2 protein-coding genes are annotated in these 2,133 nt (G+C 69.8%); both read right to left on the reverse strand.

The features are described 5' to 3' along the window. Positions 1-36: 36 nt before the first annotated feature. Positions 37-714, reverse strand: a complete 678-nt coding sequence (gene rnhB / locus ON45_RS20425) for a ribonuclease HII (RefSeq protein ID WP_040496601.1) — start codon at positions 712-714, stop codon at positions 37-39. A 26-nt stretch (positions 715-740) separates the two neighbouring features. Next, the gene (locus ON45_RS20430; RefSeq protein WP_040496602.1) at positions 741-2,060 is read right to left on the reverse strand and encodes a hypothetical protein; all 1,320 of its coding nucleotides are present in this window, start codon (positions 2,058-2,060) and stop codon (positions 741-743) included. Between the last annotated feature and the right edge of the window lie 73 nt (positions 2,061-2,133).

The following is a 2,133-nucleotide window of genomic DNA, read 5'->3' on the forward strand; positions in this document are numbered from 1 at the left end:
GCGCACGGAGCGCCGGAACAGTTCACGAGAACGGTGTCAGAAGAGCTGGGCCTGGCCGGCCGGCGGGGTGCGGCGGATGGCGGTCCACGGGTTGTAGTTCTCCATGAACACCCAGCTGCGGCGATGGATCGCCGACGGCCCGTAGCCGACGAGCGCCGACTTGTGCACCGGACACGGGTAGCCCTTGTTCGTGTCGAACGACCAGTGCGGATAGTGCTCCGACCAGATGCGCATCTCACGGTCGCGAACGACCTTCGCGAGGATGCTGGCGGCCGCCACGCTCAGACACCGCAGATCGGCCTTGACGACGAGTTCCACACGCGGCACGGCCGGCGACACGAAGTCCCACTTCCCGTCGGTGACCGCCACGTCGGGGATCACATCGAGACCGGCGATCGCCCGGGCCGCCGCGAGCTTCTGCGCCGCGGACATGCCGAGGTGATCGCACTCCTCCTGAGTCGCTGCTCCCACCGACCACGTCGTGCACCAGGCGGCGATTCGATCGAACAGGAACTCGCGCTTCGGCTCGGTCAGCAGTTTCGAGTCGCGTACGCCGTTGACGCGCGTGTCACGCGGCAGGACCGCGGCACCGACCATGAGCGGACCCGCCCACGCTCCGCGGCCGACCTCGTCGATGCCGACCACGGTCTCGTAGCCCTGCGCCCACAGCGACTTCTCGATCTCTCGGGTCGGGGCTCGCTTCCTCGAGGCCACGTCGGTGTGTTCGCCGTCCGTCCGAGCTAGACGAAGCTGGCGCCCGGATCGGGATCGGAGTCGATCGTGATGCTCAACGGCGACGTCGCGGCCCGTGCGGGCCGGGGCGCGACCCACAATGCCTCTCCGGACGATTCGGTGGTGTGCCAGTCCGGGTCGACGTCGGGCGCGGACAACTCGACCGGCGCGTCGCCCTGCTGCTCCCAGAGGACCGCTGGACGCTCGCCGTGCCAGCGCACCGCGAACGAGGCCGCCGTCGAGGGCGAGGTCGGAACGGCGTGGACCTCGAAGTTGCTGCCGAGCCAGGAGTTGGGAATCCCACCGGTGAGCAGTCGCCCTCCGTCGGCGATGCGGCGCTCGACCGAGCGGACGAATCGACCAACGGACTGCGTGCGCCGAACATCGGCGAACGATGCGATGACGCCGGTGGCAGGATCGACGTCACTGCGCTTCGACCGCACGCGCTCGATCGTGCGGTCGATGTCGGCCGCGGCGAGTTCATCGCGAGCGTGTCGGGCCACGACCCGAGCGGCGCCCAACGCCTGGAGCGACTCCGCGACCGTCGCCGGATCGGCCCCGCGTTTCGCTGCAGCGCGGGCGAGTTGCCCGGCCGACTCCACCACATCGGGGAGCCAGGCACCGGCATCGTCACCGCAACGCACCAGCTCAGCCACATCGAGCAGGAATCCGGCGGCATCCTGGTCGGCGTCGACCGGACCCTCGAGGAGAAGATCGCATCTCGCCGCGACGACCGCACCGACGAGGCGTTCGTCGGGCAGCACCAACCGGCTCGCCCGTTCGACGGTGCTCGTCCATCCCCGCACGACGGCCATCGCCGGCGGCACACGTCCGAGATCCTTCGGGCCGATCACTCCGGCAGCGTGGGCCAACGCGACCCGCACGATGGATCGGTGTCCGACGGGCAACACGATCGCGTCGTCGAGGTCGATTCCCTGGATCGGCACGTCGGCCGGGGGACGCTCGGTGACCACCGTCGGCCCGGTGAGGGCGACGGCGAACGGCATCGGCGACTCGTTCTCGAACTCGACGATGACGGATCCGCCGCCCTCGGGTACCGCCCACACCCGCTGCACCGCGTCGCCGTCGGGCACCCGCAATCGGGTCTCGACCACCGGCGTGCCCTCGATCCGTTCCTGGCGTACGGTCGGCTCCTGTGCCGGAACGTGCCACCGGTCATCGGCGGCGATGTACCAGTCCAGCGACACCGGGTCGGCCTCACCCCACGGTGTGACCGAGCCCCACGGACTGAGCGTCCAGCGAGGGCGTTGGCCGGTCGATCCGAGGGTGATCCCGGCGTCGAGCGCGGTGAGCGACGCAGTCGTCATCGCGCCCAGTCAATCAGCCGGAACCGCCATCACCCGTTTCCTTGCGTTCTCGTGAACAGTTCGCGCACGGAGC

Source organism: Ilumatobacter nonamiensis YM16-303, assembly GCF_000350145.1.
GTDB lineage: Bacteria > Actinomycetota > Acidimicrobiia > Acidimicrobiales > Ilumatobacteraceae > Ilumatobacter_A > Ilumatobacter_A nonamiensis.